23 protein-coding genes, 1 tRNA gene and 2 riboswitches are annotated in these 21,865 nt (G+C 43.8%); of the genes, 10 read left to right on the forward strand and 14 right to left on the reverse strand.

Going from position 1 to position 21,865, the window contains the following annotated elements; all coding sequences use genetic code 11:
• Positions 1-30: 30 nt before the first annotated feature.
• Positions 31-537: a YwhD family protein gene (locus tag MHH63_RS23585; RefSeq protein WP_341172160.1), complete on the reverse strand. Its 507-nt coding sequence runs from the start codon at positions 535-537 to the stop codon at positions 31-33.
• 103 nt (positions 538-640) lie between these two features.
• Between MHH63_RS23585 and MHH63_RS23590 the strand changes: the two genes are divergently transcribed.
• The 6 genes from MHH63_RS23590 to MHH63_RS23615 all read left to right on the forward strand — a co-directional run bounded on the left by MHH63_RS23590 (position 641) and on the right by MHH63_RS23615 (position 6,493).
• On the forward strand, positions 641-2,647 hold the full coding sequence (locus MHH63_RS23590; protein WP_076187210.1) for a M1 family metallopeptidase: 2,007 nt from the start codon (positions 641-643) through the stop codon (positions 2,645-2,647).
• 11 nt (positions 2,648-2,658) lie between these two features.
• Entirely contained in the window at positions 2,659-3,489 is an 831-nt protein-coding gene (locus MHH63_RS23595) for a hypothetical protein (protein WP_076130393.1), read from the forward strand.
• A 218-nt stretch (positions 3,490-3,707) separates the two neighbouring features.
• Positions 3,708-3,846: riboswitch (cyclic di-AMP (ydaO/yuaA leader) on the forward strand.
• A gap of 57 nt (positions 3,847-3,903) precedes the next feature.
• Entirely contained in the window at positions 3,904-4,332 is a 429-nt protein-coding gene (locus tag MHH63_RS23600; RefSeq protein WP_076130394.1) for a C40 family peptidase, read from the forward strand.
• A 362-nt stretch (positions 4,333-4,694) separates the two neighbouring features.
• Positions 4,695-4,837, forward strand: a riboswitch (cyclic di-AMP (ydaO/yuaA leader).
• Between the two features lie 5 nt (positions 4,838-4,842).
• Entirely contained in the window at positions 4,843-5,334 is a 492-nt protein-coding gene (locus MHH63_RS23605) for a C40 family peptidase (protein ID WP_036679958.1), read from the forward strand.
• A gap of 189 nt (positions 5,335-5,523) precedes the next feature.
• Positions 5,524-6,009, forward strand: a complete 486-nt coding sequence (locus MHH63_RS23610; protein WP_076280416.1) for a GNAT family N-acetyltransferase — start codon at positions 5,524-5,526, stop codon at positions 6,007-6,009.
• A 127-nt stretch (positions 6,010-6,136) separates the two neighbouring features.
• On the forward strand, positions 6,137-6,493 hold the full coding sequence (locus tag MHH63_RS23615; protein ID WP_036679962.1) for a c-type cytochrome: 357 nt from the start codon (positions 6,137-6,139) through the stop codon (positions 6,491-6,493).
• 81 nt (positions 6,494-6,574) lie between these two features.
• On the opposite strand, the gene MHH63_RS23620 is transcribed toward MHH63_RS23615, so the two are convergent.
• Positions 6,575-6,862, reverse strand: coding sequence for a 4a-hydroxytetrahydrobiopterin dehydratase (locus tag MHH63_RS23620; protein ID WP_076130383.1), 288 nt, complete (start codon positions 6,860-6,862; stop codon positions 6,575-6,577).
• A 228-nt stretch (positions 6,863-7,090) separates the two neighbouring features.
• Complete coding sequence (locus MHH63_RS23625) at positions 7,091-7,384, reverse strand: hypothetical protein (protein ID WP_036679966.1); 294 nt, start codon at positions 7,382-7,384, stop codon at positions 7,091-7,093.
• 206 nt (positions 7,385-7,590) lie between these two features.
• On the opposite strand from MHH63_RS23625, the gene motA reads away from it, so the two are divergent.
• Both motA and motB read left to right on the forward strand, forming a co-directional pair.
• Entirely contained in the window at positions 7,591-8,391 is an 801-nt protein-coding gene (motA, locus tag MHH63_RS23630) for a flagellar motor stator protein MotA (RefSeq protein ID WP_036679967.1), read from the forward strand.
• Positions 8,375-9,190, forward strand: coding sequence for a flagellar motor protein MotB (gene motB, locus MHH63_RS23635; protein ID WP_076130384.1), 816 nt, complete (start codon positions 8,375-8,377; stop codon positions 9,188-9,190). The genes motA and motB overlap by 17 nt, the downstream gene beginning before the upstream one ends.
• A gap of 113 nt (positions 9,191-9,303) precedes the next feature.
• Here the strand turns inward: motB and rluF are convergent, their stop codons facing one another.
• Together rluF and MHH63_RS23645 are read right to left on the reverse strand one after the other, a co-directional pair.
• Positions 9,304-10,005 carry a 23S rRNA pseudouridine(2604) synthase RluF gene (gene rluF / locus MHH63_RS23640; protein WP_036679985.1) on the reverse strand — a complete coding sequence of 234 codons (702 nt, stop codon included), beginning with the start codon at positions 10,003-10,005 and terminating at the stop codon, positions 9,304-9,306.
• A complete protein-coding gene (locus tag MHH63_RS23645) occupies positions 9,995-12,322 on the reverse strand; it encodes an ATP-binding protein (protein WP_312150937.1) in 2,328 nt (775 codons plus the stop codon). Before MHH63_RS23645 ends, rluF begins: the two co-directional genes overlap by 11 nt.
• A gap of 310 nt (positions 12,323-12,632) precedes the next feature.
• Between MHH63_RS23645 and tadA the strand changes: the two genes are divergently transcribed.
• Positions 12,633-13,148 (forward strand): tRNA adenosine(34) deaminase TadA, encoded by a 516-nt coding sequence (gene tadA, locus MHH63_RS23650; protein ID WP_256716154.1) that lies wholly within the window; start codon positions 12,633-12,635, stop codon positions 13,146-13,148.
• Positions 13,149-13,718, forward strand: coding sequence for a GNAT family N-acetyltransferase (locus MHH63_RS23655; RefSeq protein WP_076187218.1), 570 nt, complete (start codon positions 13,149-13,151; stop codon positions 13,716-13,718).
• Between the two features lie 104 nt (positions 13,719-13,822).
• On the opposite strand, the gene MHH63_RS23660 is transcribed toward MHH63_RS23655, so the two are convergent.
• The 9 genes from MHH63_RS23660 to guaB form a co-directional block, all read right to left on the reverse strand.
• Positions 13,823-14,914: a hypothetical protein gene (locus MHH63_RS23660; protein ID WP_076130388.1), complete on the reverse strand. Its 1,092-nt coding sequence runs from the start codon at positions 14,912-14,914 to the stop codon at positions 13,823-13,825.
• A 105-nt stretch (positions 14,915-15,019) separates the two neighbouring features.
• Positions 15,020-15,172, reverse strand: coding sequence for a small acid-soluble spore protein P (locus MHH63_RS23665; RefSeq protein ID WP_076138623.1), 153 nt, complete (start codon positions 15,170-15,172; stop codon positions 15,020-15,022).
• A gap of 11 nt (positions 15,173-15,183) precedes the next feature.
• The gene (locus MHH63_RS23670) at positions 15,184-15,525 is read right to left on the reverse strand and encodes a hypothetical protein (RefSeq protein ID WP_036679977.1); all 342 of its coding nucleotides are present in this window, start codon (positions 15,523-15,525) and stop codon (positions 15,184-15,186) included.
• 145 nt (positions 15,526-15,670) lie between these two features.
• Positions 15,671-15,759, reverse strand: a tRNA-Ser gene (locus MHH63_RS23675).
• 67 nt (positions 15,760-15,826) lie between these two features.
• Entirely contained in the window at positions 15,827-17,113 is a 1,287-nt protein-coding gene (serS, locus tag MHH63_RS23680; RefSeq protein WP_341172161.1) for a serine--tRNA ligase, read from the reverse strand.
• 74 nt (positions 17,114-17,187) lie between these two features.
• Positions 17,188-17,784 carry a pyridoxal 5'-phosphate synthase glutaminase subunit PdxT gene (pdxT, locus tag MHH63_RS23685; protein ID WP_076130391.1) on the reverse strand — a complete coding sequence of 199 codons (597 nt, stop codon included), beginning with the start codon at positions 17,782-17,784 and terminating at the stop codon, positions 17,188-17,190.
• Between the two features lie 18 nt (positions 17,785-17,802).
• Complete coding sequence (gene pdxS / locus MHH63_RS23690) at positions 17,803-18,684, reverse strand: pyridoxal 5'-phosphate synthase lyase subunit PdxS (protein WP_036679980.1); 882 nt, start codon at positions 18,682-18,684, stop codon at positions 17,803-17,805.
• A gap of 112 nt (positions 18,685-18,796) precedes the next feature.
• Positions 18,797-20,191, reverse strand: coding sequence for a D-alanyl-D-alanine carboxypeptidase family protein (locus tag MHH63_RS23695; RefSeq protein WP_076130392.1), 1,395 nt, complete (start codon positions 20,189-20,191; stop codon positions 18,797-18,799).
• A gap of 125 nt (positions 20,192-20,316) precedes the next feature.
• Positions 20,317-21,774 (reverse strand): IMP dehydrogenase, encoded by a 1,458-nt coding sequence (gene guaB, locus MHH63_RS23700; protein ID WP_036679982.1) that lies wholly within the window; start codon positions 21,772-21,774, stop codon positions 20,317-20,319.
• Positions 21,775-21,865 lie beyond the last annotated feature (91 nt).

The raw sequence follows: 21,865 nt of genomic DNA on the forward strand, positions 1-21,865 counted from the left end.
TATCGGATAACCCTTCTGGAGGCTCCTATACTATTCAGTCAGTGCAGCTTTAAGCTCATCTGAGGATGCATTCCACCATGCTTCATTATGAGAGATCAGAAGGGATTTGAGCGCCGACTTCTCAATGGCTCCAAGCCCTGCCACATCGATCTTGCGTTTAAGAGATGCATCCAGCTTATTGACATGCTCGGCAAGAATTTTCCATCCGCGGCGCGCTTCTGTATCAATCCACATTTCACAGGCTGTGATTCCACCATAAAATTGAGCTTCCAATGTACGGTCTACCGCTACCCATACCACCCAAACCTGTCTTCCATTCGGTACATCTTCACGATTCATGGAAAATTTAATTCCTTTTTCCACCTTGCTCTTGGCATGCATGGCACCGATATCAATAACCGCCACATCACCATCAATAATGACAGGTGAAACGTTGTTGAGATCTATAGAGCCTGCTCCAAAGCCTTTATGTTTACTTTTAGCGTTCACAATATTTAAGGCAATCTGTTTCTTGCCCTCCGGTTGTATGTTGTCCACGAGTGCACACCCTTCCTCTTACGAATAATTTAATTTTAGCTAATAATGCGGCGATTGCAAACATATACATCCCGTAGATGCTTGTCACGGGAGGAATCACACTATGAAGTCACTGTCATTAAAGTACATCATCTTTGCGACCCTGGCCATCCTCGCGCTGCTGGGAGGAGGAATATGGGCCTTTTCAGGGGATAGCTCAACAGCTTCTGTTACTAGCTTTGCTTCAAAAGAGGCCAAGTCCTCCAGCGGCACAGCGCCTGCAGCCGTACCACAGCAGGTATTGCCTGAGAGCGCACCCGTCCCGGCAGAGGAGGCTTTAAGCCAGCGGGTAGTCGAGTATCACATTGATGTCCAGCTTGTTCCTGACACAGAAACCTTAAAAGCTTCTGAGACAGTAACCTGGACACACCCCGGAGTAAAGCCAGTAAGTGATTTATATTTTCACATGTATCCAAATGCATTCGCCTCATCAGATACCACCTTTATGAAGGAATCCGGGGGGACGCTCAGAGGCGACAGCATGCCTGAGAACGGCTTCGGAAATATGACGCTGACCGATCTGCGCACGACAGAGGGAACTTCGCTAATGCAAAGAGTGCAATATGTTCAACCTGATGACGGCAATATCAACGATAAGACGCTTCTAAAGGTACATCTTCCTCAGCCTGTTAATGGTGGGGAAAGTGTAACACTTAAGCTTCAGTATGAAGTCCAGCTGCCCAAAATCTTTGCTCGCATGGGTGCTTCAGGTAACTTCGTTATGGCTGGGCAATGGTTCCCTAAGCTTAGTGTATACGAGCCTAAGGGCACACGCGGAGTTAAAGAAGAAGGCTGGGACCTGCATCAGTATCACGGGACCTCTGAGTTTTACAGTGATTTTGGCATCTTTAATGTAACGATTGCCGTTCCTTCCAACTATACGGTGGCTGCGACCGGATTTCCTGTAAAAAATGCCAAGCTCAAACAAGATCAAAAAATATATCAGTTCTACGCCGATGATGTCCACGACTTCGCTTGGGCTGCATCCCCTGATTTTACAGTAGCAGAGGAAGCTTTCTCTACGCCGGAAGTGCCTGGAGTACGAATTAAGGTGTATCTCGACCCACTGCACAAAGACTTACAAGAGCGTTACCTTCAAGCTGCCAAGGCTGCCCTGACCTACTTCAGCAAATGGTATGGCCCTTATCCCTACTCTACGCTGTCTATTATCGTCCCACCTAAGGAGGGAAACGGCGCTGGAGGAATGGAATATCCTACCCTTATTACAGCCTTTGGGGCCGCAGATTCTTCGCCAGATACCTCACTTGAAAGAACCGTCATTCATGAGATCGGCCATCAATACTTCTACGGTATGGTAGCCAGCAATGAATTCGAGGAGGCCTGGCTGGATGAAAGCTTTACTTCCTATGCCGAAGACAGACTTATGGAACAAGAATACGGTATCAAGTCTAATTTGCCTTTACAGGCCAGCCTGGTAACTATACCTGAGCCGTTAAATCTGGAAACGTGGAAATATGCAGGGGCGGATTCCTATAGCCGAAATGTTTATATCCGCGGCAAGCTTGTACTTAAAGATATCGAACGCCAGGTAGGTACCAAAGCAATGAACAACATCATGTCCTCCTACGCTCGTAAGTTCCGTTTCCAGCATCCCGCTACGTCAGATTTTCAGAAAGTCGTTGAGAAGGTAACCAAAAAATCATGGCAGGCCTATTTCGATGATTACATTTATGGTGATGGTGCGCCTGACTTCTCAGTAGATACGATTACTTTTAAAAAAAATAACAGCGGCGATGCTCAAAGCTACGAATCATTAGTGAAGATTTCAAATAAAGGGAGCCATTACGTTGATGTTCCCGTGAAATTCACATTCGCCGACAGCTCTTCGGTGCAGCGGGTCTGGAACGGTGAAGGAGCAGAGACTACGTTTCAATTGTTAAGCGATAAGCCTCTTCTCTCTGCTGAGATTGACCCTGAGCATTCCATCTTATTGGAGAGCAAACATTTAAACAACTTTAGGCTGGCGGAAATAGAGCCCAAGACGCTCTCTCGCTGGACGTTAAGTGTAACTAAACTACTTGAAACCGTGCTCGGAACTCTTGTCTGGTGAGGTGAATGATTGTGAGAACATCGATAACCCGCGGCTGGCAAAGCATGAAGGAGCAATTTTATATTTTAATTCTGCTCTTCATCTACCGACTGCTCTGGGGCTACTTTATGTATGGTTTCATCCGATCTGCTATTATTCCAATTCTACTGCGCTATCCAGATAAAGACGCCGGCGGCAGCGGTATGGGCAGACTGTTGTATTATATCGAGGGACAGTTCAGCTTGAATACTGACCCTGCGATACGCACTTGGTTATGGATGCTTCTAGGACTTGTTGTCTTGCGACTTCTGCTTTCTCCTTTCATAAGGGCAGGATTGCTGCATGAGCTGCACCAGGAGCGAAAGGGCGAGCGCGGGTTGTTCTTTTTCCCCGGCATGAAGATCTATGGACTACCTGTCTTAGTCTTTAGCCTAATCGAATGGGTGCTGACCCTGCTGCCGCTTTACTGGCTTGCTCCAAAAATGTACGGGCTGTTCTTATCCTCTTTGTTTAACTACACTTTGTTACTTCATTTAGTACCATACGTATTGGCATGGCTTATATATATTTTTATCGTGCGCCTGTTTCTTCTATATATGCAGTTTGGTTACACCGGCGGTACAGGAATGTTCTCCTCACTGTTCATCTGCTTGCGGTCACTGATTCCTGCTATAGGTGTTTCCATTGTACTTGGTGCGGGAGGCTTGCTCTTACTGCTAGTGTGCGGACTGACGGGTCTGTTCTGTCCCGGCCTGCCGGCACTTATAATACGGCAAATCTCACCACTACCTTCTACGCTCTTAAAAATGTGGGGAATCTCTGCACAATATCATCTATGGTGTAGCAAAGCATTTCCACAATAAATTAACCTTATTTGACGTAATAAAAAGGTCCCAATTCCTGTATTCAGGAGCTGGGACTTTTTCTCATTACGGATAACTTAAGAGTATTTGCAAAATCATAAAAGCTCTGTTACAATAAGTCCTGTGCTATTAGTAACAATTTTGTAATCAATTGAAACGATTCCTACATAACTAAATGTATTTATCGTAAGTGTAACTGTCGAAACGTCATTCTCTTGGTGCTTAACACGCCTAATTCCTTTGCACCGGGAAGTGGGGGAACCATATTTTGGGTGAATTGATCTCGCTTTACAGGGATCATAGGGAATCTTCTACCGAACCCTTAAGCTAACCTCGCAGGCCTTGGAAGGAGTACATCTTTTGAAAAGACATAATTTAAGAAAAAAATGCGTCGCTGCGGCGCTAGGACTTGTAATGGCATTATCTATTGGTGGAGGAAGCGCCTTTGCCGACTCTAAGATGGACACTGTAATCTCAAAGACTATTGGAGTTGCCTATAAAACCGGAGGTACAAGCACTGCCGGATTTGATTGCTCTGGATTTACAAAATATGTATTCAAGAATGTGGGTCTTACTTTACCTCGTACATCAAAAGCTCAATATAGCGTTGGAACTGCTGTATCCAAAAGCAATCTGCGTTCTGGTGATCTAGTGTTCTTTAACACACTTGGCAATGGAGTATCCCATGTCGGCATTTATGTTGGAAACGGAAAATTCGCACAATCGTCCTCTTCGCGTGGAGTGACCATCACTTCACTCAGTCAGGCCTACTGGGCCAATCGTTATGTTGGCGCTAAAAGAGTAATGAGTACTTCAGCTTATCAAGCTGTAGCCTTCGATTGAAACCTTCCTCACAACTATAACCTCATAATTACAACTATATGAACCTGAATCTGATTATTCCCGTAATCAAATTCGGGTTTTTCTTTTTTCCATAATATATTTTTACACTAATAGAGCCCAATTGAAACACGTTTATTTGATAAAAATTGCAATTATATTAAAAATTAGGTCATTATTAACGCTTACATATGCCTTTCTACCGTAAAAATGCCAATTTTTCTGCATTAATATGTTAAAAACGATTGCCAAGCGGCTTTCTGTTTGTTACAATTAGCGCAGTGAGATTTTAGTAACATTTTTGTAATCATTAAGTTGTTATTTACAAAGGTTTTGTCATGTATTGATTACAAGCTAATCCTAATCAACAGTATGAGCCGAGTTTCCTAACTATTAGGAAAACGGGGGAACCAACTTTGGGTGAATTGACCTCCATTATATAGAGGGGTCATAGGGGACCTTCAACCGAACCCTTAAGCTAACCTCGTAGGCATTTGGAAGGGGTATACACTTTTGAAGAAGAAGTTAGCAGCAGCAGTACTAAGCTTTTCCATCATCCTCACCATCGGAGCAGGAAGCGCTTTCGCAGATTCCAAAATGGATAAAGTGATTGACAAGGCCATCGGTACTAAATACGTATCCGGCGGTATATCCACTAACGGATTTGATTGCTCCGGATTTACAATGTATGTGTTTGATAAGATTGGCATTAACCTTCCACACCAATCAGGTTCCCAATATCAAATGGGCACAGCAATCTCCCGTGATGATATAAGAGCCGGAGATCTTGTATTCTTCAATACAAGTGGCAAAGGTGTCTCCCATGTCGGCATTTATGTCGGTGAAGGTAAGTTCGCACACGCTTCTACCTCACGCGGTGTTACGATTAGCTCTCTGAGTGATAGCTACTACGTGAAACGCTACGTTGGTGCTAAGCGCATTATGAGCACAGACGCTTACCAATCGGTTGCTGCTGAATCGGAAGACAATGATGATGTTCAATAAGTAACGTACATAGGCTCTTTTCCAAGGTAACTCTTGGAGGAGAGCTTGTTTTTTTGTCTTATTACTTATTTACCCCTCTCATAATTTGTAAAACATTCCTCTCATATAAAGTTTCTGAGTCGAACCTCCCCCATTTTGTATATAATTAGTAATATAGCAATGTCCTCGTGAAAGGAGATCGTTGACTTTATGATAAATCCCTCGGTAACTTTTCATGTTGTTCCTATGGAGGCAATTCACGGAGAAGCTATTTGTAAGTGGAGCTATACGCCCCCATATAATATTTATGGCTGGATGCCGTGGGAGCAGATGCAGGCTCTTGGCATCGAGTTTGGCGATCCGCAGCTCCGGGAGGAACAATATATCTCCATATTAAATGAACAAGAGGTTTTGTGCGGATTCGCACAGTTGTTCCCGATGGAAGGAGTCGTCCGTTTAGGAGTTGGGATGCGCCCCGATCTATGCGGCCATGGTTTAGGCAAACTATTCGTAGATGCCATCGTCCAGACAGCCTTGAGTCGTTATCCTGATCGAGAGATAGATCTAGAAGTCCTGACCTGGAACCAACGCGCCATTCGAACTTATCAAAAATGTGGATTTACGATTACAGATACGTATGAACGCCGCACACCTACAGGAGACAAACCTTTTTATTGCATGGTCTATGACAAATGATATTAAATACCAGATATTTCATAAGAATGATTGTATTCTCGTTCATTTTTTTGTCACAAACCCTATGATAACGCTTCACCATAAGCTATAATGTAGGGAGCAGCTTACATAGAAGGGACGAATTGGGATGCAGAAATGGATCATGAGCGGTTTGTTTTTTGCCGCCTGTGCCTTTGCGGTAGTACTCATGTTTACACTTCCGGGTAAAGAAGAGGTAGCGGAAGAAAATAAGCCCACGATGCCGGTAGTTCAACTGGACGCAGCAAAGGCAGAAGCAACCGTGAAAGCCAGCTGTATCACCTGTCACGGCGATCAGCTTCAAGGTGGAGTTGGACCAAGTCTTCAGAATGAAGGCGGCCAGCATGACGCTGAGGAAATCTACAGCATCGTCACCAAAGGACGTGGTCAAATGCCTTCCTTTAAGGAGAAGCTAGCCCCTGAAGAGATCGCCAACGTCGCACTCTGGCTCTCAGAGAAAAAGTAACCCATCAAGCAACTAAAAACGCCCGTGTATGAGATAGGTGACTATCTATGCACGGGCGTTTATTTTATGATTTTGGCTAAACTAATGATTTTTTTCAAAGGCTTCATTAAATTCATGCGCCGCTCGAAGATCTAGAGCCGTAATCCCATCTTCTTCATTAGATTCAAGTCGCAGGGTAACTGTTTTATAATCAATCGTAATATGTGGATGATGATCGAAGGCTTCTGAAATCGTGGCTACTTCATCAACGAACGCAATGCCCTTCATATATTGGCTGAACATATATTTTCGCACCATAACATTATTATCCAGCTTCCACCCCTCCAGCTTGGTGATCTCCTCACGCAGTTCCTCTTCCGTAAATAACAATTCGTTTCCTCCCTTACAAAAAATTGCAGTAAAGTGCGCAGTTCCCTTTACATGACTTAGGCGTTAAACAAAACATCCCTTAGCTTCTGAGGTCCAAGGGATGTGCCAGGATAAAGGCGATATTTTCGATTTAATGTATTCACAAATCCCAGCGATTATAACTCGGCTTTATCAATTTTAACACGGGCTACTAACTACGGGCAAATTACGTCCAGACGTCTCCTCTGCCTAAATTAAAACCACTGAAGCCAAATCCTCTTCGCCAACTAAAATATTAATGCGATGCGTGTCCTTATCGTAAATAATTACACCGCTCCCCACTTCAATCATAGGTTCATTACCCAGCGCGAAGAAAAGATCCTCAGCCAATGCTTCCCATACCTCCAGCTTTGATTCTTGGGGTAGTTCCTGCCACTCGTCCGGATCCATCTCAAAAAATAAATATCCATCGGAAATTCGTCCGACGGCTTCGGTCAAATCTGTTAGAATTTCACCGTAATCTCTACCATGCTTTACACCCACGTATATCACTCCGTTTTCTTCACAGATGAATAATTACTTACCTTATCCATTATAGCCGAAAAAATGACTTCACAAAAAACCGAATGATGTCGATAAATAAGAATATACGTTAATTCGGTTTCGCACAGAGTGCCCTGCCGCTGTTTCAAGGATGATATACGCGGCATTGTCGGAACACATCTTAAATCTCACGGACGAGGTGCAAAATGGAAATTTCAACAATAATTGGTTTAATTTTTGGTTTGGTTGCTGTAATCTGGGGCATGATCCTCAAGCACGCTCCACTTCATGCTTTGGCCACACCTGCTGCTTACGTTATTATCTTGGTGGGTACGGCAGCGTCTATTTTCATGGCCTTTCCTTTCAACGAGGTCAAAAAGATTCCAAGTCTGTTCAAAATGATTTTTATCAAAAAGAAATTAATCAGTAAACCCGAATTAATCACTATGTTCATGGAATGGGCTTCTATCACACGGCGTGAAGGTCTGTTGGCTCTAGAATCAAAGGTCGATGAAATAGAAGATAACTTCCTCAGGAATGGCATGCGGATGATCATTGATGGAAATGATCAGGATTTTGTCCGCGATGTCCTCATGGAGGATATCCACGCCACAGAGGATAGACATAAAGCAGGAGCGCTCATTTTCTCACAGGCAGGTATGTATGCTCCTACCCTTGGGGTGCTCGGGGCGGTTATCGGCCTCATCGCCGCTCTGGCTGATATGAGTGATATGAACAAATTGGCTGCGGCAATCGGGGCTGCCTTCATCGCCACTTTGCTTGGTATCTTTACAGGTTACGTATTATGGCATCCTATTGCTAATAAGCTGAAACGTCTCTCCAAACAAGAAATCGAAGTTCGAATGATGATGGTCGAAGGTCTTTTGTCCATACAGTCCGGTGTATCTACTATTGCCATCAATCAGAAGCTTGCTGTATTCCTAACACCTTCGCAACGCGTTAAGTTAAATGAGAAGGACGGTGGATCAGGTGAGCAAAAAGACTAGACACGAAGAGCATGAAGAACATGCCGATGAATCGTGGCTGTTACCTTATTCCGACCTCATGACTCTTCTGGTGGCTCTGTTCATCGTTATGTATTCTATGAGCGCAACGGATGCCAAGAAATTTGAAGAGATGAGTCAAGCCTTCAGTTCCGCACTTAATGGCGGTACAGGCATTCTTGAAGAGCGGGCAGCAATGCCTAGTAAAACTCAAGAAGATCTGGGGAAAAATGATAAGATGGGTAGCTCTACTTCCAAGAAAGCTGAAGAAGCAGAAATGGCAAAGCTACGACAAAAGGAACAAGAGGATTTAGAGAAGCTTAAGAAACAATTCGATCAATATATTAAGAGCAACGGTCTAACTGATCTGCTCAGTACGAAGCTTAATCAATCTCAGCTAATGATTACGATCAGTGATAACGCATTGTTCGCCTCTGGCCAAGCCATTGTTAAGGATGATTCGCGGCAATTAGCTAAATCCATCTCAACGATGCTGCAGCAATTCCCGGATTATGATGTAGTAGTGCAAGGGCACACCGACGATATTCCGATTTCCAATAGCAACTATTCATCCAACTGGGATCTGAGTGCGGATCGGGCACTTCAGTTCATGAAGATTTTGCTGCAGAACACAAATCTAAATCCGCGCAAATTTAGTGCGATTGGATACGGCGAGTATCATCCTATTTCGGATAATGACACAGCTACCGGCCGAAGCAAGAATCGCCGGGTAGAGGTTTCCATTATTCGCAAATATCAAGAATCCAAAGAGTTTACAGGGATTGTTCCCTCTGCTGAATAAGTAATTTCGTAAGGTAATAAAAAGAGCTGTCCAAAGGTCTTAGACCCCGGACAGCTCTTTTTTTGTTGCGAGTACTACATTCTATATGGACCTGTAACATTGTAATAACATTCCTACAGTAACTCGTAGTTCAGCGTAGCTCCAAGCTCTTTCTTCTCATCAGCAGACAGCTCCCGCCATTCTCCCGTTTGCAATGCCCCCAGGCGAATATTCATAATCCGAATGCGTTGCAGCTTTCGCACCTCATAGCCAAAAGCGCTGCACATACGACGAATCTGGCGATTTTTGCCCTCTGTCAAAATAATACGGAAGACACGCTCCGTAATACGCGTGACCTCACAGGGCAGCGTCTTCTCACCTAATATTTTCACACCGCTCGACATGCCGGTAATAAATGAAGGCGTAATGGGTCTGTCCACGGTAACCACATATTCTTTTTCATGCCGGCCTTCCGCCCGCAAAATTTTATTAACGATATCACCATCATTAGTAAGCAAGATTAATCCTTCCGAATCCTTATCGAGACGACCAATCGGGAATATACGCTCATGATGACCTACAAAATCGACAATATTCCCCTTGATATGCTGTTCTGTGGTTGATGTAATCCCAACCGGCTTGTTTAGAGCAATGTAGACCGTCTGGCTTGAGGTTTCAAGCGCTATACCATCTATTCGCACATCATCGCCCGGAACAGCCTGACTGCCCAGCACAGCAGGCTCTCCGTTGATCGTAACTCTGCCGGCATCCACAAGCTTGTCTGCTTCTCGGCGTGAACAGTATCCTGTCTCACTGATGAATTTATTAATTCTCACGTTGTTCTTCACTCCGTTCATCCTTAATGTTAAGCCAAGGTGTAACCCCTCCAGCTGCAGGCAGCTTAATCATAACGGTTGTCCCCCGGCCAACTTCACTTTGTATTTCCAAATGACCCTTATGAGCCTGAATAATACGCTGGCTAATCATTAACCCAAGACCAGTCCCCGATTCCTTATTCGTGAAGAACGGTTCACCCAGCTTAGGCAGCACGTCCTCTGGAATCCCTTCACCCTGATCTTTGATTACAATAAAGACGCAATCCACAGAGTTCCACAGTTCCATTGAAATGACGCCACCCTCAGGCATAGCCTCAATTGCATTTTTAACAATATTAATAAATACCTGCTTCAGCTGGTTCTCTTCACAATGTACAGTAGCAGGTTGTTCAGAGAATTTCGTACTAAATTGAATATCATGTAGATGAGCCTGACTATCCAATAGAGAAACTACATCACCTAATATGTAGCGAAGATCTTTCTCCTGAAAATGAACGGCTTGCGGCTTAGCCAGGATTAAAAATTCACTGACGATAAGATTAATCCGCTCCAGCTCGGATAACATCAGCTCTACATGAAGCGGAACCAAGAGCTCCTTCTCCTGTTGAAGCTGTAGAAATCCTTTTAACGTGGTAAGAGGGTTACGAATCTCATGAGCTACTCCTGCGGCCAATTGGCCGACTGTAGTTAGTTTCTCAGAGCGTCTAAGCAGCTCCTCCATTCGATTGCGTTCCGTCATATCACGAGAAACGTGAATAAAGGAATGGGGATAACCCTCTTCATCTCGAATTATCGAGGTACTAACGCTAACTTCAACTAATGATCCGTCCCGTTTAAGTCTCACTGTCTCGATCGGCGGCAGAACTGCACCATTTCTTAACGCGTCAAGCCGCTCTTCCTCTTGCTTAAGCGCTGTCGCGGGTACAAGATATGGCATATTGCCTATCACTTCTGTTGCACTCCATCCGTACAGCTCCTCAAAGGCTCTGTTAGTGCTAGTGATTCGTCCCTCCATATCCAACGTATGAATCGCATCCGACGTACCGTTAATTACGGATTCCAAATGCTCCTTAACCGCCCGGTTCTCTTCCAGCGTCTGTTTAAGACGATTGGTGCGTTGCATAAGATGAGAAGTCATAGCGTTAATCCGTAAGGCTAACTGACCTAACTCATCACGAGAGGTTACGCTTAATGGAGGTTCGAACTTACCTCGCGCTACATCATTGACTTTGGCAAGTATAGCCTGAATTGGACGGGTAACAAAACCCGAAAGTATGTAACTACATAGCAAAAATAATGCCAGCAACAACAGAGACGTAGTCAAATAATTAGTTAATTGTTCATGAACTACGGATGAAATCACAGAGTAATCCAAAACTACACCGATTACATAAGGTTCCATTTTAGCAGTCTGGATAGGAATGAAGCTTTTGAGCACTCTTTTTCCATGTACTCTCGTCTCCAGTGTAACTGGCTTCTGCTTCTGCTGAGCTAATAGAATGGCCGCTTTATCTTGCTCCACATTACCATAAGTATAGGTACCGAACTTAATTGGGCGGTTGCCAAGTTTCTTTTTAAATGCATCGCTTCCATCGCCCGCCATACTCGCTAAACCAAATGTTGTTGGATTAAATCCTGTAAGCTCTAAAATCCCAGGATTAACTTCTTTGGTTCGCTCTACAATTTGATCGGGATTGGTGATTTTGACATATTCACTAGCCGCAGTATTGAGAATAACAGGATTAATGATGTAGTTGCTTGCTTCATCATGATAATAACCCCACTTCTCAATGAAATCGGGATTGTAGGTTGAATATTCAAATGGGCCTGACCAAAAATGATCCAATGACTGACCTTGCCCCACAGTGACTTCCTGATTATCAAATAACTCCAAAAGGGCAAGGTACCAGTACCCCCAACCTTGAGTGGACATTCCAATATCAATAGGATTTGATGCCTTTGTCACCACGATATCATTATCAGTCTTTACCAGAATTGAAATATTAGACACGCCCAACTTGGAAGTTAGGGCCTTAAGTTGAGCATTGGTTATATTCTTATAATCCGGACCCAATTCCTTAGAGGCAAAGATGGCAGCCATTCTTAAGTTATGCGCAATTTGATATTCTACATAGTTAGAGCTATAGTTACTTTGTTCTACAGAAACAGCCATTTGCATAGCGGTGATCTGCATATTATTTGCGTTTTCATTTCTTAGATTATTCTGAGCGGCATAAAGGTTAAATGTCAGGTTTAATGCTAAAATTAGCAGTACCGCTCCAAAAATAATAGCAGATAGTTTTGTCTTTATGGACAAACTGTTATTCACCTCTTATCCACTGGTAAATCCTTGCGGAGCCTATAATAAACATCATACCTTTTGCCCCCTCATTTGAAAAGGACATTTAAAACAAGCCTATTAATTCACGAAATATTGAAATTCAAAAGGTGTTTCTCTACAATATATAAGAAACCATCCACATCTTATGCACATATAAACAAATTATTAAAGTCCGGTGTGTACAAAAATGTGTATAAGTAGGCTGTTATCCACAGAGTTATGCACATTTTGTTAAGAACGAATATTTGTTCGTTGTACAATGGTTACAGAAGAAGGGAAGATGATCTTGAATATTAAAGCCAATGAATCGCCAGAAGATATACAAGCGGTTCATGAATATTGGATGAGGCAGGCGATCGCAGAAGCACGTAAAGCTGAGGCATTAGGTGAGGTTCCTATTGGCGCTGTCATTGTTCGACATGGTGAAATTATAGGACGTGGATACAATTTACGAGAAACGACAATGGATTCGACAGCCCATGCAGAGATGGTAGCCATTCGCGAGGCCAGCAATGTCATGAATTCTTGGCGTCTGCTGGATTGCCAGCTGTACGTCACCCTAGAACCTTGTCCGATGTGTGCAGGAGCAATAGTGCAGTCCAGAGTGCCTCTCACGGTATATGGAACGCCTGACCCTAAAGCTGGATGTGCCGGGACCCTCATGAACTTGCTTGAAGAGCCGCGATTTAATCATAGAACTGAGGTAATACAGGATGTTTTACAAGAAGAATGTGCAGATCTACTCACCTCCTTCTTTCGCCGTTTACGTAAAAAGCCAATTAAACAAAAGGAGGACTCCTAAATGACCCTTACTCTATATCATACCTCTCAAGGGATCTATATTTCTCCACTTGAGCTTAAGGATGCACAAAGCCTGCTGGAGCTTCGTTTAAATAACCGGGTAACCCACGAACCGTTTGAGCCAAAACGTGATGAGCACTTCTTTACCCTGGAGAGTCAGCAACAGATCATCAATCAGCGTATTGAGGACGCCCTACAGGACAGAGCTTATATGTTCGGCATTTATCTGCTGGATGGACAGCTAATCGGTCAGATCACATTGTCCAACGTCTCACGAGGTGTAGCACAATATGCTGATTTAGGATATTTAATGGATCATCGGATGCAAGGACAAGGTTATATGACAGCAGCGGTCGGATTAGTCCTTGGCTATGCTTTCCGAGCCTTAGGTCTACATAGAGTTCAGGCAGCTATTTTATTGCATAATGAAGCTTCCCGAAGAGTCCTGGAGAAGAGTGGGTTTAAACCTGAAGGGGTTGCCCGTCAGTATCTTAAAATAAATGGACAGTGGCAGGATCACCAAACCTACGCAATCTTAACTGAAGATGTGCTGACAGAGGAACAGAAATAGGATTCTGCATTGTCGCAGGAATCAGCGCTACTTTTTTCCTAAAAAAAGACCCGCATGGGCGTATAATATACGCCTCATGCGGGTCTTTATCTTGCGAACTGGGATTAATAAGTTCCCAAACCACCGAATTCTTCTCCAAGTTGATCCATTGTAATTACATCATCACCTTGAGGGATACCAATCTTGAATACCGGCTTTTCGTTGATCTTGCTGTATTGGCCCGTTCCATTTACTGAGAAGGCCACTTTTGTGCCATCTTCCGGATCATTTACTTTAACATCCATCAATAAATCCTGATACACAGCGTATCCGTCCTTATTGATCGCAGTATTATAGTGGAACTGGTTGATGGTAAGGTACTTATCAAGATCAGCTAAGCCCTTATCCAATTCAGTTCTAGCTTCACCTGATGTCAGTTCTTCTTTAGCCTTAGCTAGATCTGCATCTTTAATCTGCAGCATATCCTTGTATTCTTCCTTGCTTACGATATCAATGATTTTTGGCAGGGCATTATTCACCAAGATAGTGATTGCTTCTTTAACATTATCGTTAGTCACTTGGAACTGAACGACTTGTTTAGCTTCCACACCTTCTGGTAAATTAGCATCTTTGGGATCAATCTCGTTAAAATATTTTTCTTCGTCATATTCAGCTAGGACAGTGTCCACCACTTCATTAGACAGCTTCTGCATTTTTTGAGTATCCATCGTACTTGGGTTAAATTCTGCACCCTCCTGCTCTGCCAACGCCTTCAGATCAACCTCTACAAACTTATTGAGGATTGTCTCAGGAATCGGTACGAAAGGAATAGATGGAATCTTAACATACAACTTCTCGGCAGTCATTACCATAGGAACATTAAAGCTCATGCTCATATCGCCTTTCAGATTCAGAACCATAGTTAGTTCTGTCTGCATTGGCTCTGCTTGATATACCCCATCAATGGTAATATCAGCATTCTTAAGCATACTAAGTACCTGTGTAGTCATTGCAGCAGATTCAGCGTCAGAAGTCTCGATCGTAAGATCGTTGATCGTGAATTTACTCTTCATCTCATAAGATGACATTGTAGTCGCTTTAGTAGCGGCTGATTTTAAGGCCTCTTTTGGCGCCTCCTGTTTACTTGCACATCCCGGCAGAATTACTGCTGCTGTAAGCAGCAATGCAGCGGCCGACAAACCCCACTTTTTGTTCATTATTGTTCTCCTCTCCCATTGTAAAAGAAATCTCTCCCCCTCCTATGATAAACCATTTGTAAAAATCAAGAAACACTTCTTTAAAATTCTTAACGTTTTTATTTGTTAACCTTGTGGATTATGGTGGTCAACATGGTTCGCTTGTTTCACCTTTTTAGAACCTGAAAGTGGTTCTGGGCCTGAAGGAGTATGGTCTTTTCTCCGCTCACCACTTGTTGGCTCTGCCCCAGGAACAGGGATACTTTTTGGTTTCGACATTTTCATTCCTCCTAAGGATTGGTCAAGTTCTGAAGAGCCTGAGCACATTCATGAATTTGCCGTGAGTATTGCTGTGCCAGCTGCTGTACGGCATCACTACGCTCATCAATATGGAGACCGCTCTGTTCCACATCCAGCAGATCCACTGCCACTTCTCTGCTATCTACATACTTGCAGCGAAAATCCAGCGAATAGCCTTGATGACCTGCCGCATTAAAATGAATCAGCAAGCTATTCGGATCCCCATTATCCGCCAGCACACTGAAACTATCCCCATCATCCATCAACGCCGGCAAGCGCTCCTGCCAGGCTGAGACAAGCTTATGCTGATCAACTTCTAATGATCTATCCATGATTATGATCATCCTCCTTCTCTAATACATTGCGGAGAAATGAAGCTTTTTATTCTCAATAGAACTGGGTCTACCAAACAAAACAAAAAACCGTCCCCCAGAGGGAACGGTTTCTATCTAATTATTCTTTAAGTTCATAAAGGAATGGCGGAGAGGATGGGATTCGAACCCATGTGGGCTTGCACCCTAACGGTTTTCAAGACCGCCCCGTTATGACCGCTTCGGTACCTCTCCAAATGCATTTAAATTTCACATGCATTAGGATTGTACCATACAATGCAAAGAAAAAGCAACTATATCTTTAAATAGTTTCTGGTTGTATCGATTTTACATTGCGCATATAAGGTTGTAGGCATTCTGGAATCAGAACACTGCCATCCTCTTGCTGATAATTCTCAAGAATTGCAGCAACCGTACGTCCAACCGCCAAAGCAGAGCCGTTCAGCGTATGAACAAATTCAGGCTTCGATTTTGGATCCTTACGGAAACGAATATTTGCCCGGCGTGCTTGGAAGTCTTCTGTATTTGAGCAAGAGGAGATCTCACGGTACATCCCACTCTCAGGCAACCACACTTCCAAATCGTACGTCTTAGCCGATGTAAAGCCCATATCAGCCGTACATAACCCAAGTACACGATAAGGCAGTCCCAACAGCTGCAGCACACTTTCAGCGTCTGCTGTCATTTTTTCTAATTCCTCATAAGAGGATTCAGGGGTGGTGAGCTTCACCAACTCTACCTTGTTGAATTGATGCTGGCGAATCAAACCGCGAGTATCACGGCCCGCCGAGCCCGCCTCAGAACGGAAACAAGAGCTGTAAGCTACATGGTATTTAGGCAGGTCAGCTGCCGTCAAAATCTCTTCGCGATAGTAGTTCGTTACCGGTACTTCAGCTGTAGGAATCAAATAGTATTCGGTATCCCGCAGCTTGAACAGATCCTCTTCGAATTTAGGCAGTTGTCCTGTACCATACAAGCTGTCTTTGTTTACAATGTAAGGCGGCAGCATTTCCTCATAGTTATGCTCACCACTGTGAAGATCCATCATAAAGTTAATCAGCGCCCGTTCTAGACGTGCTCCAAGTCCTTTATAGAAAACAAACCGGGATCCTGTAACCTTTGCTGCAGCTTCAAAATCAATAATATCAAGCTGCTGCGCAAGCTCCCAATGTGATTTCGGAGTGAATCCGAACTCTTTGGGCTCCGACCAGCGGCGTAATTCAACGTTATCATCCTCGGATTTCCCTACTGGAACTGAATCATGAGGAATATTAGGGATATTCATAGTAAGATCAGCAATCTGAGCTTCCAGTTCACGTACTTCATCATCAAGCTCTTTAATTCGGTCAGATACTGTACGCATTTCTGTAATTAGATCATCTGCTGGCTCGCCGTTCTTTTTCTTTTTCGCTACTTCACCTGAAACTGTATTACGACGGTTCTTAAGACCTTCGGTTTCTTGCAGTAATTCACGTCGGCGCAAATCAAGTTGTGGAAAATCAGCAATTAAGTCCAGTGATTTGCCCCGTTTTTCTAAAGCCTCTTCCACTCTTGCGTAATCACTACGTAGTATTTTTACATCTAACACAAAGTTTCCCTCCTGAAAACAGCCTAAACTCTTTCAAAATGCTGATTACAGCTTTGAAAGAGTCAGGATGTTCTTTATATGCGATTTTGTTGTTGGACTTCCCTATTCGCCTCTACCATATCGGCAAAATATTGGTGCAGTCTGAAATCATCGGTCAGTTCTGGATGAAAAGAAGACACCAGCAAGTTGCCTTCGCGCGCGGTTACAATCTCATCATTATAGACTGTAAGCACATCAACTCCCGGTCCTACCTCGTTGATAAGCGGTGCACGTATAAACACAGCACGAACCGGCTCATCAATGCCTTTAACCTCCAGATCACATTCAAAGCTTTCCCGTTGGCGGCCGAATGCATTCCGGGCTACGGTAATATCCATTAGCTCCAAATGCCCCGGTTCACCACCGGCAATTTTTTTGGCCAGCACAATCATACCCGCACATGTGCCAAAAATAGGCTTGCCCTGATCAGAAAAATCACGGATGGCTTCTATGAAGCCATATTTCCGCATTAGCTTTCCAATCGTTGTACTTTCTCCGCCGGGGATAATCAGGCCTTCAACCTCTTCTAGCTGCTCCACACGCTTGATAGGCACGCCTTCTGCACCGGTCTTCTCTATACTAACAATATGCTCCGTAACAGCGCCTTGCAGCGCCAATACTCCTATCTTCATCCTACAACCTTCTCTCTATTAACGGCCACGCTCCGACATACGTTCAGCCGGGGTGAGAGTTGCAATATCAATCCCCTTCATTGGTGCACCAAGGTTCTTGGATACTTCAGCAATCAGTTTGTAATCAGTATAGTGTGTAGTGGCTTCAACAATCGCACGCGCAAATTTCTCAGGATTGTCCGATTTAAAAATACCCGAGCCTACGAATACACCATCAGCACCCAAATGCATCATAAGAGCAGCATCTGCGGGAGTAGCTACACCCCCAGCGGCAAAGTTAACAACCGGCAGTTTGCCAAGCTCATGTACTTCGAGCAACAGCTCGTAGGAAACTCCCAGGTTCTTTGCTTCATTATATAGCTCGTCCTTGGACAAATTCGTTACTTTACGGATTTGACTGTTGATAAAGCGCATGTGACGCACGGCCTCAACAATGTTGCCTGTTCCTGGTTCACCTTTTGTACGGATCATGGAGGCACCTTCGTTAATACGTCTCAGTGCTTCTCCCAAGTCCTTCGCTCCACATACAAAAGGAACGGTGAACTCATGTTTATCAATATGGAATACTTCATCAGCAGGAGTAAGAACTTCACTCTCATCCAAGTAATCAACACCCAAAGATTCTAGAACTTTCGCTTCTACATAATGGCCGATACGAGCCTTAGCCATAACAGGGATACTTACCACCTTGAGAACCTCTTCTACAATTGTAGGATCGGCCATCCGTGCTACACCGCCAGCTGCACGAATGTCAGAAGGTACGCGTTCCAGAGCCATAACAGCAACTGCACCAGCAGCCTCAGCAATTTTTGCTTGCTCTGCATTCATGACGTCCATAATGACGCCGCCTTTTTGCATTTCTGCCATGCCTCTTTTAACTCGCGATGTACCTGTTTCCATGTCCTAACCCCCCGAATGATCTATCTTAATCTAACTTGTAATTTTACCCCAATGAAGGGAAATCTACAACCCATTTACTCGGATTTACTGCTGATTTCGACACCAACCTGCATTAGAACAAGTTCTTGATCCCTGAAAATAAATCACCGAAGAAATCGCCAATCGCTCTAAGGAACAACTTGAACCAGCCAGCCTTCTCAGCTTCCTCTACTGTGATCAGATTAACTGTTTTCTCCTGTGCTGCTTGCATGCCTTCAGCCTTGTAGGAATAGGTAACTTTACCTACTTTAGAGGATTGAGCTATAGGAGCAACCAAAGTTGCAGGGTCATTTGTTACAACAGTTGTAGTAACTTCAGGAGAAACCGTTCCCTTAGGAACAATGAAAGAAACTCCTTCATCAGTAACTATAGAAACATCTTTATTCTTTCCTTTCAGTACCGGAACTGTTTCCGTGCCAGCAATAACAGCCTTCGGAGCTACAACCTGTTTGATTTCAAAGTTGTTAAATCCGTAGTCGAGCACTTTTTTTGTTTCTGTGAATCGATGTGCCTCTGAATTAGCACCCATAACAACACTGATTAGACGCATTCCATCACGCACAGCAGTACCGGTAAAGCAGTTACCTGCATTTGTGGTATGGCCAGTCTTCAGTCCATCTAGACCTGGATAAGCATATGCCTTAAAGTTGGGGATACTTTTGTTAGCTTCCAGCATCCAGTTGTAGTTAATGATCGGCGCTGTATCCCGATCACGGAATTTATAAGACTGAATCGTTGTAAATTCAGTGAAGTCCGGGTGGTCAGTAACTATAAATTTAGCAAGAGTAGCTGCATCTCTAGCTGACATTACAGTCTCTTTATCAAGATCAGGACGGAATTTCTTCGGCATGTCTGCCCGATCAAGTCCAGTTGAGTTAATAAAATAGGTATTTTTCATGCCCATCTTCTGTGCAGTCTGATTCATTAGTTCTACAAATTGTTCTTCTGAACCCGATACCAATTCTGCCAAAGCAACTGTGGCATCATTCGCCGATCCTACGGCCATCGCTATGTATAGCTCTTTAACCGTATGTTCATCTCCAGCTGCCAGAAAAATTCGTGATCCGACCTGTTTGGAAGCATTCTCTTGAATGATAACCTTTTGATCCCAAGAGATGTCTCCTTTTTTCACGGCATCAGATACAAGATATTCAGTCATCATCTTGGTCATACTCGCAGGTGGGAGTGGTGTATCTGGATTTAGAGCCATAAGTACTTGGCCTGTAGTTGGTTCTATTAGAATAGCAGAACTCAATTCCAAGTTAAGAGATTCCACAGAAGGGATCTTAACTGCGTTGGTCTTGGGTGCAGTTTCAGTAGTAGTTGCGGCACCCTCGGTTGTAGCCGGAGTTTTGCCCGCTTCAGCCAATGCTGGAATTACAGGGTTCATTAACATATTTAAAAGCAGACCTACAGTCGCTGTCTTAATTACAATTTGCTTACCATTAAATTTTCGTTTGTGCTTCAATGATTACGACTCTCCTTTAAATCTCATATCAATAGCTTGTTCTATTCTAACACAGGGGTACCCGCAAAAAAAGACAGACAGGACGAAATAGTCCTGTCTGTCCAAAAAATAATACGGTTAGTCCATTATACGGAATAGTTTGGTGCTTCTTTTGTAATTTGCACATCATGCGGGTGGCTTTCACGAAGTCCAGCACTTGTGATGCGAATGAAAGAAGTATCGTTACGCAGTTCTTCCAATGACTTCGTACCGCAATAGCCCATACCTGAGCGCAATCCGCCGATCAATTGATGAACAGTGTCCGAAAGAGGCCCTTTAAAAGCAATACGTCCCTCAATTCCTTCAGGAACGAGCTTTTTATCATCATCTTGGAAATAACGGTCTTTACTGCCTTGTTTCATGGCACTCATGCTGCCCATACCACGATATACTTTAAATTTACGGCCTTGATAAAGCTCAGATTCCCCTGGGCTTTCTTCTGTACCCGCAAACATACTTCCCATCATTACAGCATGAGCACCAGCTGCGATAGCCTTAGTGATCTCCCCAGAATACTTAATACCGCCATCAGCGATAATAGGAATTCCGTACTCGCGAGCAACTGTCGCACAATCATAAATGGCTGTAACCTGTGGTACGCCGATACCAGCGATAACGCGTGTAGTACAGATCGATCCTGGTCCAATACCTACTTTAACTACAGATGCACCAGCTTCAATAAGTTCACGGGTTGCTTCGCCTGTAGCTACGTTACCAGCAACAATCGTAAGATCAGGATACAGCTCACGAATTTGGCGAACCGCTTCAATTATATTAATGTGGTGACCATGTGCAGAATCGACGACGATCAAGTCCACACCAGCTTTTACTAATGCTGCAGTACGTTCGAAGGTGTCTTTAGAGATACCAACAGCTGCTCCAACAAGTAGACGGCCATGTGCATCTTTGGCTCCGTTAGGGAATTGAATAGCTTTTTCAATATCCTTAATGGTGATGAGGCCCTTAAGAATATTATTCTCGTCCACAAGGGGAAGCTTCTCGATCTTATGACGTTGCAGGATACCTTCTGCTTCCTGAAGGGTTGTACCCACAGCAGCTGTTACAAGATTCTCATGTGTCATAACTTCTTTAATTTGAATATTGAAATCATGAATAAAGCGTAAGTCTCTATTAGTCAGAATACCGACAAGTTTATTGTCACTGTCTACAATCGGCACTCCGGAAATGCGATATTTACCCATTAAAAGCTCTGCATCAGATACCATGTGTTCTGCCGTAAGTGAGAATGGATTCGTAATAACTCCGCTCTCGGAACGCTTCACACGATCTACTTCTTCCGCTTGCTGCTCTACAGGCATATTCTTGTGTATAATCCCGATGCCACCCTCACGAGCAATTGCAATGGCCATGGCTGCTTCTGTGACTGTGTCCATACCTGCACTCATAAGTGGAATATTCAACTTCACATTCTTACTTAGAACTGTGGTCAAATCCACTTCTTTAGGCAGTACCTCAGATTTACGCGGAACCAGCAGCACATCATCAAAAGTTAGACCTTCTTTACCAAACTTATCTTTCCACACCTGGGTCATTCCTCCTCGGTTGTTTTAAATTATACCCGCCTACAAACTTTATGAAAGAAGAACCTTTGACTCCAGTCCATTCACGACAGAC

Source organism: Paenibacillus sp. FSL H3-0310, assembly GCF_038002785.1.
Classification (GTDB): Bacteria; Bacillota; Bacilli; order Paenibacillales; family Paenibacillaceae; genus Paenibacillus_AQ; species Paenibacillus_AQ odorifer.